The 13,281-nt window shown below is 70.4% G+C and carries 14 protein-coding genes; 9 read left to right on the top strand and 5 right to left on the bottom strand.

What is annotated here, in order from left to right:
• Positions 1 to 259 precede the first annotated feature (259 nt).
• Together AQJ91_RS10635 and AQJ91_RS10630 are read left to right on the top strand one after the other, a co-directional pair.
• Complete coding sequence (locus AQJ91_RS10635; protein ID WP_067018871.1) at positions 260 to 616, top strand: YciI family protein; 357 nt, start codon at positions 260 to 262, stop codon at positions 614 to 616.
• Between the two features lie 53 nt (positions 617 to 669).
• On the top strand, positions 670 to 1,935 hold the full coding sequence (locus AQJ91_RS10630; RefSeq protein ID WP_067018869.1) for an RNA polymerase sigma factor: 1,266 nt from the start codon (positions 670 to 672) through the stop codon (positions 1,933 to 1,935).
• Positions 1,936 to 2,023: 88 nt separating this feature from the next.
• Here the strand turns inward: AQJ91_RS10630 and AQJ91_RS10625 are convergent, their stop codons facing one another.
• Positions 2,024 to 3,193, bottom strand: a complete 1,170-nt coding sequence (locus tag AQJ91_RS10625) for a THUMP-like domain-containing protein (RefSeq protein ID WP_067018867.1) — start codon at positions 3,191 to 3,193, stop codon at positions 2,024 to 2,026.
• A gap of 90 nt (positions 3,194 to 3,283) precedes the next feature.
• On the opposite strand from AQJ91_RS10625, the gene AQJ91_RS10620 reads away from it, so the two are divergent.
• The 4 genes from AQJ91_RS10620 to groL all read left to right on the top strand — a co-directional run bounded on the left by AQJ91_RS10620 (position 3,284) and on the right by groL (position 7,314).
• Positions 3,284 to 4,225: a polysaccharide deacetylase family protein gene (locus tag AQJ91_RS10620; protein WP_199847898.1), complete on the top strand. Its 942-nt coding sequence runs from the start codon at positions 3,284 to 3,286 to the stop codon at positions 4,223 to 4,225.
• A complete protein-coding gene (locus tag AQJ91_RS10615) occupies positions 4,222 to 5,037 on the top strand; it encodes a polysaccharide deacetylase family protein (RefSeq protein WP_067018864.1) in 816 nt (271 codons plus the stop codon). The genes AQJ91_RS10620 and AQJ91_RS10615 overlap by 4 nt, the downstream gene beginning before the upstream one ends.
• A 214-nt stretch (positions 5,038 to 5,251) precedes the next feature.
• Positions 5,252 to 5,560: a co-chaperone GroES gene (groES, locus tag AQJ91_RS10610; protein WP_055493212.1), complete on the top strand. Its 309-nt coding sequence runs from the start codon at positions 5,252 to 5,254 to the stop codon at positions 5,558 to 5,560.
• A gap of 125 nt (positions 5,561 to 5,685) precedes the next feature.
• Positions 5,686 to 7,314 carry a chaperonin GroEL gene (gene groL, locus AQJ91_RS10605; protein ID WP_067018862.1) on the top strand — a complete coding sequence of 543 codons (1,629 nt, stop codon included), beginning with the start codon at positions 5,686 to 5,688 and terminating at the stop codon, positions 7,312 to 7,314.
• A 76-nt stretch (positions 7,315 to 7,390) separates the two neighbouring features.
• On the opposite strand, the gene AQJ91_RS10600 is transcribed toward groL, so the two are convergent.
• The 3 genes from AQJ91_RS10600 to AQJ91_RS10590 all read right to left on the bottom strand — a co-directional run bounded on the left by AQJ91_RS10600 (position 7,391) and on the right by AQJ91_RS10590 (position 10,025).
• Positions 7,391 to 8,098, bottom strand: a complete 708-nt coding sequence (locus AQJ91_RS10600) for an ester cyclase (RefSeq protein ID WP_067018860.1) — start codon at positions 8,096 to 8,098, stop codon at positions 7,391 to 7,393.
• A 401-nt stretch (positions 8,099 to 8,499) separates the two neighbouring features.
• A complete protein-coding gene (locus tag AQJ91_RS10595) occupies positions 8,500 to 9,273 on the bottom strand; it encodes an SDR family NAD(P)-dependent oxidoreductase (RefSeq protein WP_067018859.1) in 774 nt (257 codons plus the stop codon).
• 83 nt (positions 9,274 to 9,356) lie between these two features.
• Positions 9,357 to 10,025 carry an MOSC domain-containing protein gene (locus AQJ91_RS10590; RefSeq protein ID WP_067018858.1) on the bottom strand — a complete coding sequence of 223 codons (669 nt, stop codon included), beginning with the start codon at positions 10,023 to 10,025 and terminating at the stop codon, positions 9,357 to 9,359.
• A gap of 82 nt (positions 10,026 to 10,107) precedes the next feature.
• Between AQJ91_RS10590 and AQJ91_RS10585 the strand changes: the two genes are divergently transcribed.
• Positions 10,108 to 11,016: a LysR family transcriptional regulator gene (locus AQJ91_RS10585; protein ID WP_067018857.1), complete on the top strand. Its 909-nt coding sequence runs from the start codon at positions 10,108 to 10,110 to the stop codon at positions 11,014 to 11,016.
• A 73-nt stretch (positions 11,017 to 11,089) separates the two neighbouring features.
• Here the strand turns inward: AQJ91_RS10585 and AQJ91_RS10580 are convergent, their stop codons facing one another.
• On the bottom strand, positions 11,090 to 11,410 hold the full coding sequence (locus AQJ91_RS10580; RefSeq protein ID WP_067018856.1) for a WhiB family transcriptional regulator: 321 nt from the start codon (positions 11,408 to 11,410) through the stop codon (positions 11,090 to 11,092).
• Between the two features lie 381 nt (positions 11,411 to 11,791).
• Between AQJ91_RS10580 and AQJ91_RS10575 the strand changes: the two genes are divergently transcribed.
• Positions 11,792 to 12,403, top strand: coding sequence for a response regulator transcription factor (locus AQJ91_RS10575; RefSeq protein WP_003948568.1), 612 nt, complete (start codon positions 11,792 to 11,794; stop codon positions 12,401 to 12,403).
• 266 nt (positions 12,404 to 12,669) lie between these two features.
• Positions 12,670 to 13,257: a sigma-70 family RNA polymerase sigma factor gene (locus AQJ91_RS10570; protein WP_067018855.1), complete on the top strand. Its 588-nt coding sequence runs from the start codon at positions 12,670 to 12,672 to the stop codon at positions 13,255 to 13,257.
• Positions 13,258 to 13,281 lie beyond the last annotated feature (24 nt).

Raw genomic sequence — 13,281 nt, 5'->3', positions numbered from 1 at the left:
GCCGGGGGCGGTCCGGGGACGGGGTGCGGGGGCTGGTGGCGGGGTACTCGGCGGCGTACTGGGTGGCGGCAGGGCTGCTGGCGGTGGCGGCCGCGGCGGCCGGACTCCTGTACGGAACGGGCGTCCCACCTGCGAAGACACCCGCCGAGGAAAAAACTTCGAAGAATTCCGGCGAGTGTGTCGATCCGGAGGCCTCCCGATCGACGCAGGGGTGAGAGGCCGGGAAGGACCCGGCTGCCCAACGACCCGAGGAGTCACCATGCCCCGCTACCTGTCGCTCGTGAAGATCGACGAGTCCACCGCCCCCGCCGAGGGCCCCAGCCCCGAGCTGATGCAGCGGATGGGCGAGCTGTTGGAGGAGGTCACCAAGGCCGGTGTCATGCTCGACACGGCCGGGCTGACTCCGTCCGCGCAGGGCAGCCGCGTGCACTGGGAGGGCGGCAGGATCTCCGTCACCGACGGGCCCTTCACCGAGGCAAAGGAGGTCATCGGCGGCTACGCGATCATGCAGTGCAAGGACAGGGCCGAGGCCCTGGAGTGGACCAAGCGGTTCGTGAAGGTGCACGGGGAGGAGTGGACGGTGACCTGCGAGGTGCGGGAGATCGCCGAGGGCTGATCCTGACCGGATTGCCTTGGCCGTGCGGTCGTACGGGTGTCTGATGGTGGGTTGTGGAACAACAGCCCGCCTCGGACCCGCACGGCACGGTCGACACCGTCTTCCGCATCGAGTCCCCCCGCGTCATCGCCGCAGTCACCCGCATCGTCCGGGACGTCGGCATCGCCGAGGAGCTCGCCCAGGACGCCCTGGTCGCCGCCCTGGAGCAGTGGCCCCGCGACGGTGTCCCCGACAACCCCGGCGCCTGGCTCATGGCCACCGCCAAACACCGCGCCGTCGACCTGATCCGACGCCGGGAGAACTACGCCCGCAAGCTCCAGGAGATCGGCCGCGACCTGGAGACGACGGCCCCGCCCGAGGAGCCCTCTGCCCTCTATGACCCTGACGACATCGACGACGACCTGCTCAGGCTCCTCTTCACCACCTGCCACCCCGTGCTGTCCGCCGAGGCCCGTATCGCCCTCACCCTGCGTCTCCTCGGCGGCCTGACGACGCCGGAGATCGCCCGGGCGTTCCTGGTCCCGGAGCCGACGGTGGCCCAGCGCATCGTCCGTGCGAAACGGACGCTCGCGACGAAGAACGTCGCCTTCGAGGTGCCGTACGGTCCCGACCGCGAGGCCCGCCTCGGCTCGGTCCTGGACGTCATCTACCTGATCTTCAACGAGGGTTACGCCGCCACGGCCGGCGACGACTGGCTGCGCCCGTCCCTCTGCGAGGACGCCCTGCGCCTGGCCCGTGTGCTGTCCGTCCTGATGCCGAAGGAGCCGGAGGTGCACGGCCTGACCGCGCTCCTCGAGTTCCAGGCGTCCCGCTCCGCCGCCCGCACCGGCCCGAACGGCGAGCCGGTCCTCCTCAGGGACCAGAACCGCCGCCGCTGGAACCGCATGCTCATCGCCCGCGGCATCACCGCCCTCAACCACGCCACCGCCACCGGCGCCCCCGGCCCCTACGCCCTCCAGGCCGCCATCGCCGCCTGCCACGCGCACGCGTACTCCTACGAGGACACCGACTGGCAGATCATCGCCACCCTCTACGCCCTCCTCGCCGCCCGCACCCCGTCCCCGGTCGTCGAACTCAACCGCGCGGTCGCCGTGTCGATGGCGGAGGGCCCGGAGCCCGCCCTGCGGATCGTCGACGCCCTGGCCGCCGAACCGGCCCTGCGGGACTACCACTTGCTGCCGAGCGTGCGGGGCGACCTGCTGGCGAGAACGGGCCGCACGGCGGAGGCACGGGCGGAGTTCGAACGGGCGGCGGCCCTGACACGCAACGAACGCGAACGCCAACTACTGGAGCAGCGCGCCGCCGAGTGCCGACCCTAGGACCTGGCTGCATCAGCCGCGTTGTCGTCGGCCGCCGGCTTCCCCACCCTCGGCTTCGCTCAAGGGACGAGACCCGCCGAACAGCCACCTAGGCCGGCCGCCCCACCAGCATCGTCGGCGCCCCAGCGACCCGGGTCAGAAACACCGTCGCCGAGTTCGGCCCCTGCGGCTTGACCTTCTTCCGCAGCTCCTCCGGCTCCACGGCCGACCCGCGCTTCTTGACGGTCAGGATCCCGACCTCCCGTTCCCGCAGCAGCGCCTTCAGCTTCTTCACGTTGAAGGGGAGTTGGTCGGTGATCTCGTAGGCGGTGGCGTACGGGGTGGAGTGCCGCTCGTCGGCGGTCACGTAGGCGATGGTCGCGTCGATCAGGCCGCCGTCGACGTCATCGGCCACCTCGGCGACCAGATGGGCCCGGATGACGGCGCCGTCCGGCTCGTACAAGTACCGTCCGACGGGCCGGATCCCGGGGTCGGGCAGCCCGCGGGACGGCAGGGTCCGCGGCCCCGGCAGCAGCGTTGCCCGCACGCCCCCGGCCGTCACCCCCGCCCCGAACCACAGCACGGCCTCCTTCACATCCCCGCCGTCGGAGATCCACTCGGCCTCGGCCTCGGCGGGGATCGCCTCGTGCGGAATGCCGGGCGCGATCTTCAGAGCGGCGCGGGGGGCCTGGAGGGCCTTGTGGACCGCCCAGGACAGCGGCGGCGAGTAGGCCTCCGGGTCGAAGATCCGGCCCCGCTTGGCGGAACGCCGGGCGGGGTCGACGAACACGGCGTCGTAGCCGCCCGTGTCCACCTCCGTGACGTCTGCCTTCCGTACCTCGATGAGGTCGGCGAGCCCCAGCACCTCCGCGTTCGCCAGGGCCACCGCCACCGTCGCCGGATCCCGGTCCACGGCGAGCACCCGGATCCCCGCCCGCGCCAGCGCGATCGCGTCCCCGCCGATCCCGCAGCACAGGTCGGCGACGGACCTCACCCCCAGCGCCTGGAAGCACTCGGCCCGATACGTCGCGACACTCGCCCGCGTCGACTGCTCCACCCCGTTCGGCGTGAAGTACATCCGCCCGGCGTCCTCGGCCCCGAACTTCGCCGCCGCCCGCTGCCGCAGCCGCGCCTGACCGAGTGCCGCCGACACCAGTTCGGCGGGATGGTCGCGGCGCAGCCGGGTGGCGACGGCGAGTTCGTCGGCGGGGTCGGTGCCGCGCACGGCGTCGAGGAGGGCGCGGCCCTCAGGGGTGAGGAGCGGGGCGAGGTCGTTCACCGGGTCATTGTGGGCCAGTCGGTGGACGGTGCGCCTCCGGTGGCGGTGTCGGCGCCGGTTCGGGGCTGTGGCCTGCGAGGATCCGGCTCCATGCGAGCAGTCGTACAAAATGACAAAAGCCGGTCATGGGTGGGCGGACGGGTCCGCGGCGGAATCGCAGTGCTCGCCGTCGCCGCCATCGCCTCGGCCTGCGCACCGGGCAACCCCTCGGGCGACCGCACCGAGGTGCGCCCCGCCCCCGGCCAGCAGAACCTCCAGGCACCCCCGGCCCGGGCCCTGGACGCGTACGCCACGAAGCTGCGCGCCGAATACGCGGCCCGCGCCGCCACGGCGAAACGCTGGGGCCTGGCCAAGGTCCCGCTGGTACCCCCGGCACCGCCCGCGAAGAAGCCGAGGATCACCACCCGCAAGGGCTTCGAGGTGGACGGCCACAGGGAGCTGAACCTCCCCCCGGTCTTCACCACGATCCCCACCCGGCACAAGATCGTGTTCCTCACCATCGACGACGGCGCCGAGAAGGACCCGGCGTTCCTGCGGATGATGAGCGAACTGAGGATCCCGTACACCGCGTTCCTCAGCGACTACCTGGTCAAGGAGGACTACGGCTACTTCGGACGGATGCAGGCCAAAGGGGTGGTCCTGAACAACCACACCCTCCGCCACCCCTACCTCCCGGCCCTCTCCTACGCCCGCCAGAAGCACGAGATCTGCGGCATGCAGGACGTGATCGAGAAGCGCTACGGCAAGCGCCCCCTCCTCTTCCGCCCGCCGTTCGGCAACTACAACGAGGACACCCTGCGCGCCGCGAAGTCCTGCGGGGTGAAGTACGCGCCCCTGTGGAACGAGGAGGTCTTCGTCGACCGCTGGGAGTACCGCGAGTGGGACCGGAGGGTCCACCCCGGTGACATCGTCCTCAGTCACTTCCGGGGCAAGGGGCACTGGAAGGGCACGATGTCGGACATGATCCGCCGGTTCCTGAACAAGGTGACGGCCGAGGGGTACGCGGTGGCACGGCTGGAGGACTACCTGTGAGGTGGCGGGCGCCGGCTGCGGGTCTGCTGGCGGCGACGCTGCTGCTCGCCGGCTGCGCCCAGTCGGCCGACCCCGTCGAACGGCTGGGCAAGAAGGCGGCCGAGCGGGTACGGGCGGCACCCGGCCCGGCGTCTTCCGCGGAACCCCCGTACCGCCGCTGGGGCCTCCCGTCCCCCCTGCCCCCGCCGCCGGCGCGCCCCGCCCGGACACCCCTCCGTGCCGCGTCCCTCCCCCCAGTCGTGGATCACATCCCCACCCCCGACAAGGTCGTCTTCCTCACCTACGACGACGGCGCGGAGAAGGACCCCCGCTTCATCGACCTGGTCCGCGAACTGCGGCTCCCGGTCACCATGTTCCTCACGGACAGCGTGGTCGGCCCGGGCTACGGCCACTTCGCGCGCCTGCGGTCGGTGGGCGCGAGCATCCAGAACCACACCCTCGACCACTCCGCCCTGCGCGGACTGCCGTACGCCGGCCAGCGCGCCGAGATCTGCGGCCAGCAGGACAAACTCAGGTCCCGCTTCGGCATCCGCCCCCGCCTCTTCCGCCCGCCCTACGGCACGTACGACACGACGACCCTCCGCGCGGCGGCCGACTGCGGGATCGTGGCGGTCGTGCTGTGGCGGGCATCGGCGGACGGGGGCGGCGAGCTGACGTACGAGGGCGGGGCGGAGCAGCTGCGCGCGGGCGACGTCGTGAGCATCACGTCCGGGGACGGGGCGGGGCTGACGCTGCGGGAGCGGACGGTGCGGGTGCTGCGGGAGGTCCAGGGGGAGGGGCTGACGGTGGGGCGGCTGGAGGAGTACCTCTAGGGCCGGGTGCGGTCGCGCCGCTGCGCCGCCGCGCCACCGTGAATTAGCAGTCCGCTTGACCGAGTGCTAATCGCAGTCATAGTCTCGGGTCTGGCACTCCCCCCTGGAGAGTGCCAATAGCGACGGGCAGGTCCGGCACCCGCGACGACGGATCCACCTGGTCGCCACCTCAGACAGTTAACCCCGTGAGATCTCCGAAGGGGGAGGTCGGATCGTGACGACCGCCAGCTCCAAGGTTGCCATCAAGCCGCTCGAGGACCGCATTGTGGTCCAGCCGCTCGACGCCGAGCAGACCACGGCCTCTGGCCTGGTCATCCCGGACACTGCGAAGGAGAAGCCCCAGGAGGGCGTCGTCCTCGCCGTGGGCCCGGGCCGCTTCGAGAACGGCGAGCGCCTGCCGCTCGACGTGAAGACGGGCGACATCGTGCTGTACAGCAAGTACGGCGGCACCGAGGTGAAGTACAACGGCGAGGAGTACCTCGTCCTCTCGGCTCGCGACGTCCTCGCGATCATCGAGAAGTAGTTCACCTCAGCTTCCTCGCGAAGCACCTTTGCTTTGAGCTGCGCCCCTGGCCCCCGCGACCACAAGAAGCCGGGCGCCGGGGGCGCAGCTACATTCACCTAGATTTCGAGAGGGCTCCCGCTGTCATGGCGAAGATCCTGAAGTTCGACGAGGACGCCCGTCGCGCCCTCGAGCGCGGCGTCAACAAGCTGGCCGACACGGTCAAGGTGACGATCGGCCCCAAGGGCCGCAACGTCGTCATCGACAAGAAGTTCGGCGCTCCCACCATCACCAACGACGGTGTCACCATCGCCCGCGAGGTCGAGGTCGAGGACCCGTACGAGAACCTCGGCGCCCAGCTGGTGAAGGAGGTGGCGACCAAGACCAACGACATCGCGGGTGACGGTACGACCACCGCCACCGTGCTGGCCCAGGCGCTCGTCCGCGAGGGCCTGAAGAACGTCGCCGCGGGTGCCTCCCCGGCCGCCCTGAAGAAGGGCATCGACGCCGCCGTCGCCGCGGTCTCCGAGGAGCTCCTCGCGACCGCCCGCCCGATCGACGAGAAGTCCGACATCGCGGCCGTCGCCGGTCTGTCCGCGCAGGACACGCAGGTCGGCGAGCTCATCGCCGAGGCGATGGACAAGGTCGGCAAGGACGGTGTCATCACCGTCGAGGAGTCCAACACCTTCGGTCTGGAGCTGGACTTCACCGAGGGCATGGCCTTCGACAAGGGCTACCTGTCCCCGTACTTCGTCACCGACCAGGAGCGTATGGAGGCCGTCCTCGACGACCCGTACATCCTGATCACGCAGGGCAAGATCTCCTCGATCCAGGACCTGCTGCCGCTGCTGGAGAAGGTCATCCAGACCAACTCCTCCAAGCCGCTGCTGATCATCGCCGAGGACGTCGAGGGCGAGGCCCTGTCGACCCTGGTCGTCAACAAGATCCGCGGCACGTTCAACGCCGTGGCCGTCAAGGCTCCCGGCTTCGGCGACCGCCGCAAGGCGATGCTGCAGGACATGGCGATCCTCACCGGCGCCACGGTCGTCTCCGAGGAGGTCGGCCTCAAGCTCGACCAGGTCGGCCTGGACGTGCTGGGCTCCGCCCGCCGCGTGACGGTCACCAAGGACGACACCACGCTCGTCGACGGCGCCGGCAACAAGGATGACGTCCACGGCCGCGTCGCGCAGATCAAGGCCGAGATCGAGACCACGGACTCCGACTGGGACCGCGAGAAGCTCCAGGAGCGCCTCGCGAAGCTGGCCGGCGGCGTGTGCGTGATCAAGGTCGGCGCCGCCACCGAGGTGGAGCTGAAGGAGAAGAAGCACCGCCTGGAGGACGCCATCTCCGCGACCCGCGCCGCGGTCGAGGAGGGCATCGTCTCCGGTGGTGGCTCCGCGCTGGTCCACGCCGTCAAGGTCCTCGAGGGCAACCTCGGCAAGACCGGCGACGAGGCCACCGGTGTCGCGGTCGTCCGCAAGGCCGCCGTCGAGCCGCTGCGCTGGATCGCAGAGAACGCCGGCCTGGAGGGTTACGTCATCACCTCCAAGGTCGCCGAGCTCGAGAAGGGCCAGGGCTTCAACGCCGCCACCGGCGAGTACGGCGACCTGGTCAAGGCCGGCGTCATCGACCCGGTCAAGGTCACCCGCTCCGCCCTGGAGAACGCCGCCTCCATCGCCTCCCTGCTCCTCACGACCGAGACCCTGGTCGTCGAGAAGCCGGCCGAGGAGGAGGCCGAGGCCGGTCACGGCCACGGTCACGGCCACTCCCACTGACGCACGCGCTGTCCGAGAGAAGCCCCCGTACCGCGGAAGCGGACCGGGGGCTTCTCCCGTACGTACAAGCGACCGACTACTGCTCCAGCGCGTCAAGCGCACCCAGCTGTGCCATCAGCCCCAGCCGGTCGTACTGCCACCACCCCTCGGCGATCTTCCCGTCCGGAACGCAGCGGTGGATGGTCGCCCCGGTCATGGAAACCTCCCGCGCACTGGCCGGAATCCCGAAGAAGTCACCGACATGGGTCCCCTTGAAGGTCCACCGCGTACACACGCGATCACCCTGGGCCATCTGATCCTCGATGGTGAACGCGAAGTCGAACGCGCCCCGCCATTCCCCGCACGCCCTGCGGAACGCGTCCATCCCGATGACGTCCGGGTCGTTGGAGGGATCGTGGTCGTGGTAGTCCTCCACGAGCAGATCGTTGAGCGGGGGCAGTTCGCCCTTGGCGGCGATGGTCTCGAAGAACCTGCGTGCGTTGGCCGCGTACAACTGCTCGTCCCGTACGACGTCCAGATCCGTGAAGGTCGGCGTCGCGTCACAGAGCGCGACCATCTCCTGGAAGATCCGATCGGTCTCGGGAAGATTCGAGTTCCGCATCGCCTCCTCGTACGACGGAAACTCCACGATCTCGATGAAGTGCGCCGCGTCCGACCGGTCCTTGCCGATGATGTCGTGCGTCGCCGTCCGCTTCCCCTTGGTCTGCTCGACCCACTGGTCCATCAGCCGGTTCATCTCGTCGAACCGGCTGGTCCTACAGTCGATGAGCTGCACAAACGTCATGGTGCCGCCTCCCGGCCCCCCTGGGTCCCGGATGAACAGCACTATTCTCCCACCGGAGCGGTATCGCGTCCCGGGGGGAGCGGTCCGTGTCCGCGGGCGGCTGCATCGGTGTCGCCGTCACGGGCGACAACAACCAGATCATGGCGGCGCCCGCGGTGCGCTGACAGCGACCGAGCGGTCGCACTGGCCGGCCTCGACGCCGGCCTCACCCATGTGAGCAGCCGCGCGGCCGAGCTGCCGGCCCCGGTGGTGGGGTCCGCACTCGGCCGCAAGCCGGCGGCGCAGACAATGCTGGGGAGGGGACATGGCTGGACGGGCTGGGCGCCGTGCCCGATGGGAACCCCGAGTGGTCCCCGACGCCGTCGAGGCTCCGCGAACGGAACCAACGGAGTCGGCTCGGGCTACTGCGGCCCGTACTTCCGCCCCGTCCGCGAGCTGATCCCCCCGAGCACCCCCCGCGGCACCACCTTCACCACCCCCATCAACGCCTTGTACCGAGGATCCGGAATCGACACCGACTTCCCCCGCGCCAGATCCCCCAGCGCCGCAGCCACCAGCTTGTCCGCGTCGAGCCACATCCACCCGGGGATGTTGTCCGTCCCCATCCCGGCCCGCTCATGGAACTCGGTCCGCACGAACCCGGGGCACAGCGCCATCAGCCGCACCCCGCTCCCCGCCAGATCCCGCGCCACGCCCTGCGTGAACTGCACGACCCACGCCTTGGACGCCCCGTACGTCCCGCGCGGCACGAACGCGGCGACCGACGCGACGTTCACGACACCCCCGCGCCCCCGTTCCCGCATCGCCTCCGTCGCCGCCGACGTCAGCCGGAGCACCGCCTCGCAGTGGACCTTGAGCATCTTCAGCTCGTCGGTCATGGACACGTCGAGGAAGCGGCCCTTGTTACCGAAGCCCGCGTTGTTGATCAGCAGGTCGACGGGGTTCTTGCGGTCGGACAGCCGGGCGGCGACCGAGTCGATGCCGGTGTCCGTGGCGAGGTCGGCGGTCAGTACCTCCGCCTCGATGCCGTGCCGGTCGTGCAGCTCGGTCGCCTGTTCCCGCAGCCGCCTGGTGTCCCGGGCCACCAGGACGAGGTTGTGCCCGTCAGCGGCCAGTCGCCGCGCGAACGCGGCACCGATGCCCGCGGTCGATCCCGTAATCAATGCCGTTGTCATGGCGCAAGATTAGTGACCTGGACTGTGTACGTCCGTTTGCTGCACAGTGCCTCCCCAACCTGCCGGGCCGCAGAGGCCGCCGGTCAGGCCCCGTGCTTCGCCACGTACTTCCGCGCCGCCTCCAGCGACTCCGGATGCAGCGCCTCCCCGGCCGCCAGCAGCCGCGGCAACAGCCCCCGCTCGGTCGTCACCGCCCGGAACTGCAGCGCCACCGTCACGTCGTGGTCCGGCCGGTGCACGATCTCGATCGCGTCGCCGGCCCGCACCGAACCCGGTTCGATCACCCGCAGATACGCCCCCGGCGCTCCCTTCGCGGTGAACCGCTTCACCCACCGCTCCTCACCCACATGGCCCTGGAAGGTGGCACACGGAATCCGCCCGCAGGTCACCTCCAGCACCACCTCGGGCCCTATCCGCCAGCGCTCGCCGATCAGCGCGCCGGAGACGTCCAGGCCGAGCGTCGTGAGGTTCTCGCCGAAACCGCCGCTCGCCAGCGGGCGGCCCAGCTCGCGCTCCCAGTCGTCCAGGTCCTCGCGCGCCACCGCGTACACGGCCTGGTCGTCGCCGCCGTGGTGCTGCCGCGTGCAGACCGCGTCCCCGGCCAGCCCGCTCCCGCCGACGCCCTTGGGGCCGGGTGCCGCCACCCGCACCGGCTCCTGAACCGGCTGCTTGTCGATGCCGGTCACACCCTCCGGATGGTCCGTGTACGGCACGGCCTTCGCGCGGCCCACGTTTACAGACAGAAGCTTCATGCTTCGCACGGTAGAGGACGTAACCCAAAAGCGTCGACGCAATATTCGGCACCTTGCCAAAGGGTCGCTTATCCTCGGAGATGTGATCGAAGCCCGCCATCTGCGCGTCCTGCGCGCCGTCGCCGCCACCGGCTCCTTCTCCGCGGCGGGGCGCGAACTGGGCTGCACCCAGCCCGCCGTCAGCCAGCAGATGAAGGCCCTGGAGGCGTCCGTCGGCACACCCCTGCTCATTCGCAGCGGGCGCGAGATGCGGCTGACCCAGGCGGGCGAGGCGCTCGTCCGGCACGCCGCCGGGATCCTCTCCGGACTCACCGCCGCCGAGGAGGAGGTCGCCGCCATCGCGGGTCTGCGGGCCGGACGGGTACGCCTGGTCTCCTTCCCCAGCGGCAGCTCCACCCTCGTACCGACCGCCCTCGCCGCCCTGCGCGCCGCGCATCCGGGCACCCGCGTCTCCCTGGAGGAGGCCGAGCCGCCGCAGTCCGTCGGGCTGCTGCGCGAGGGCGACTGCGACGTGGCACTCGCCTTCCGGTACGAGGGTGCCGCGGGCGCCGAGGAGTGGGACGACCTCGTCGTACGCCCGCTGCTGACGGACCGTCTGATCGGGCTCGTGCCCGAAGGGCACCGGCTCGCGCGCACTGCGTCCTCAGGGTCTGTCGCCATCGGCGACCTCGCTCAGGAGCCATGGATCGCCGGCTGCCCGCGCTGTCGAGGCCAGTTGGTGGAGGTGTGCGAGGGCGCCGGCTTCACGCCCCGTATCGACTTCGCCACCGACGACTATCCGGCGGTGGTCGGCCTGGTCGGCGCCGGGCTGGGGGTCGCCGTTCTGCCGCAGCTCGCCGTCGAGTCCGTACGGCCGCGTGGCGTACGGATGTTGACGCTTGAACCGGCGGTGCGGCGGGAGATCGTCGCGCTCACGCTGCCCGACCTGGCCCAGGTCCCGGCAGTGGCCGCGACGCTGGACCAGCTGGCGATCGCCGCGGGCCACAAGTAAGGGCTTCGGCCCAGAAATTTCGGCCCAGAAATAAGGGCACGCGTGCGCGTGCCCTTATCGCAGAAACGTTCCTTCAAGTGTTCGAGCCGCCGCCTGCCGACGCCGACACCAGACGGTGGCGCGCCCGGCCCATGAGCTCCTCGCGCTCGTCCTCGGTCAAGCCGCCCCACACGCCGTACGGTTCGCGTACCGCCAGCGCGTGCGCCGCGCACTGCGCGCGTACCGGGCACCTCATACAGACCTCCTTGGCCGAGTTCTCGCGAGCGCTCCGGGCCGCCCCGCGCTCGCCCTCGGGATGAAAGAAGAGCGAGCTGTCCACCCCGCGGCAGGCGGCCAGGAGCTGCCAGTCCCACAGGTCCGCGTTCGGTCCGGGAAGGCGGGAGAAATCTGCCATTGCGTGACCCCTTGTAGCCGTTCTGAGCGGATACGGTGTTCACGACCGTACATCTACGATCTAAGGAGATGAAAATATGACTCATTGCGAATCTAGCCTCAGATGCCAGCGAAAGGGAAGAAATGGGGCTAAATGGGGCACTTGTTGTGATGAAACGTTGAGGGTCCGCCGCGCATGTCTGCACCGTGTCCGCCCCCTCACGTAGAGTGCCGAAGACAGCGCACGGCCCCGTAACTCTTTCGAGTGACCGTCGTTGAGAGTGCGGAGGCGGTTGAAGGAACAAGTGCTCGGGCAGGCGTCCGAGACGGTCGACCGCACAGGTGACGATTTCGTACCAGCCTGGAGGCTCAAGGTGACGTGCATCAGCTGCGGAGGGCGGCCATGACATCCGTCCTCGTCTGCGACGACTCCCCGCTTGCCCGAGAGGCGCTCCGCCGCGCGGTCGCGACCGTGCCCGGCGTCGAGCGTGTGACGACGGCGGCCAACGGCGAGGAAGTCCTCCGCCGCTGGGGCGCCGACCGCTCGGACCTGATTCTGATGGACGTACGCATGCCCGGTCTGGGCGGCGTCGAGACCGTGCGGCGGCTGCTGTCCGCGGACCCCGGTGCGCGCATCATCATGCTCACCGTCGCCGAGGACCTGGACGGCGTGGCCCTCGCGGTCGCCGCCGGCGCGCGCGGGTACCTCCACAAGGACGCGTCGCGCGCGGAGTTGCGCGCCACCGTCACCCAGGCGCTCGCGGACCCGACCTGGCGGCTCGCCCCGCGCCGGCTGCGCTCCGCCGAGATGGGCGCCGCGCCGACGCTCACCGCGCGTGAGATCCAGGTGCTCGAGGGCATGAGTCACGGCCGGTCCAACGCCGAGATCGGCCGCGAGCTGTTTCTCTCCGAGGACACCGTCAAGACGCATGCCCGACGTCTGTTCAAGAAGCTCGGCGCCTCGGACCGGGCGCACGCGGTGGCGCTCGGTTTCCGGTGGGGCCTGGTTCGTTAGGTGTCACCCTGTGTGTCGTAGCGGGGGTTCGAGAACCCCCGCCTACCTCATGGTGGGCGGGGGTGGCAAAGCGGCCCGCCCGGTGCCTGCTGCTCGTTTCGCCGCGGATGCCGCATCCTTGAGATGTGGAGTCTCTCGGGGACGGGTCGGTCGAGCGGAAGGGGAGGGCGCAGGGGATGAGTTCCGGCGCACCTGCTCATAACGCTTCGGTGCACAACATCGGGCGCGATGCCGCGGAGTCCGCGGCCACAAGGCACCATGGACCGATGCGCGACGACGAGGCGGCCGGTGCCGCAGGGGCGATCGGTGCACTCGTCCATCGCGCCGTGGACGGGGACGAGCAGGCCACGCACGATCTGCTCGCCCATGTCCACCCCCTGGCGCTGCGCTACTGCCGCACTCGGCTGTCCCGGCTCCCGGGCGACGCGCGGCACTTCGTCGAGGACCTCGCCCAGGAGGTCTGCGTCGCCGTCCTGCTCGCCCTGCCGCGCTACAAGGACACCGGCCGCCCCTTCGAGGCGTTCGTCTTCGCCATCGCCGCCCACAAGGTCGCCGACCTGCAGCGTGCCGCGATGCGCCACCCTGGCTCCACGGCCGTCCCCTCGGACGAGATGCCCGAGCGGCCGGACGACTCACTGGGCCCGGAGGAGCGCGCGCTGCTCAGCAGCGACGCCGAATGGGCCAAGAAACTGCTGGCCAACCTGCCCGAGAACCAGCGGGAGCTGCTCCTGCTGCGCATCGCGGTGGGACTCACGGCAGAGGAAACCGGCCAGATGTTGGGAATGTCACCCGGCGCCGTGCGGGTGGCGCAGCACCGGGCACTGAGCCGGCTGCGGGCGCTGGCCGAGCAGTAGGCCTTTCCCGTGGGCCCAGGCAAG

The organism is Streptomyces dysideae (assembly GCF_001514305.1).
GTDB lineage: Bacteria > Actinomycetota > Actinomycetes > Streptomycetales > Streptomycetaceae > Streptomyces > Streptomyces dysideae.
The sequence above is the reverse complement of the archived record's forward strand: the minus strand, read 5'-3'. Positions and strand labels throughout refer to the sequence as shown.

Coding starts and splice junctions, on each gene's coding strand:
- AQJ91_RS10635 (WP_067018871.1), top strand. CDS start 260: ATGCCCCGCTACCTGTCGCTCGTGAAGATCGACGAGTCCACCGCCCCC.
- AQJ91_RS10620 (WP_199847898.1), top strand. CDS start 3,284: ATGCGAGCAGTCGTACAAAATGACAAAAGCCGGTCATGGGTGGGCGGA.
- groL (WP_067018862.1), top strand. CDS start 5,686: ATGGCGAAGATCCTGAAGTTCGACGAGGACGCCCGTCGCGCCCTCGAG.
- AQJ91_RS10600 (WP_067018860.1), bottom strand. CDS start 8,098: ATGACGTTTGTGCAGCTCATCGACTGTAGGACCAGCCGGTTCGACGAG.
- AQJ91_RS10595 (WP_067018859.1), bottom strand. CDS start 9,273: ATGACAACGGCATTGATTACGGGATCGACCGCGGGCATCGGTGCCGCG.
- AQJ91_RS10590 (WP_067018858.1), bottom strand. CDS start 10,025: ATGAAGCTTCTGTCTGTAAACGTGGGCCGCGCGAAGGCCGTGCCGTAC.
- AQJ91_RS10580 (WP_067018856.1), bottom strand. CDS start 11,410: ATGGCAGATTTCTCCCGCCTTCCCGGACCGAACGCGGACCTGTGGGAC.
- AQJ91_RS10575 (WP_003948568.1), top strand. CDS start 11,792: ATGACATCCGTCCTCGTCTGCGACGACTCCCCGCTTGCCCGAGAGGCG.
- AQJ91_RS10570 (WP_067018855.1), top strand. CDS start 12,670: ATGCGCGACGACGAGGCGGCCGGTGCCGCAGGGGCGATCGGTGCACTC.